Raw genomic sequence first — 263 nt, 5'->3', positions numbered from 1 at the left:
CGTAAAACAGCTTTTGAAGGCGAGCAACCATTTGTGGAAGATATTAAGCAGACTGTACAACGCGTAGCAAATGGTCATTAATCATGCTGAATGATGTAATGTACTCATTAAAAAAAGCGTTGGATGTGTTTGCTCCTACCACGTGGATATACGATGGTGTTTCAGTCTCAGGGGAAGTTAAACCTTTTATAACCGTCGAGGATTTGTCGGGGACAATTGACAGATATTCTACAGAGAATTTCTCACGTAATCATCTAATTCAA

1 pseudogene is annotated in these 263 nt (G+C 39.2%); it reads left to right on the top strand.

The window, feature by feature from the left end:
- Window positions 1–83: 83 nt before the first annotated feature.
- Window positions 84–263: pseudogene (locus KVT34_RS32225) on the top strand (hypothetical protein); the annotation flags it as partial.

Source organism: Paenibacillus sp. GbtcB18 (assembly GCF_019091125.1).
Lineage (GTDB): Bacteria > Bacillota > Bacilli > Paenibacillales > NBRC-103111 > Paenibacillus_F > Paenibacillus_F chitinolyticus.
This window is presented reverse-complemented; position numbering and strand designations above follow the sequence as displayed.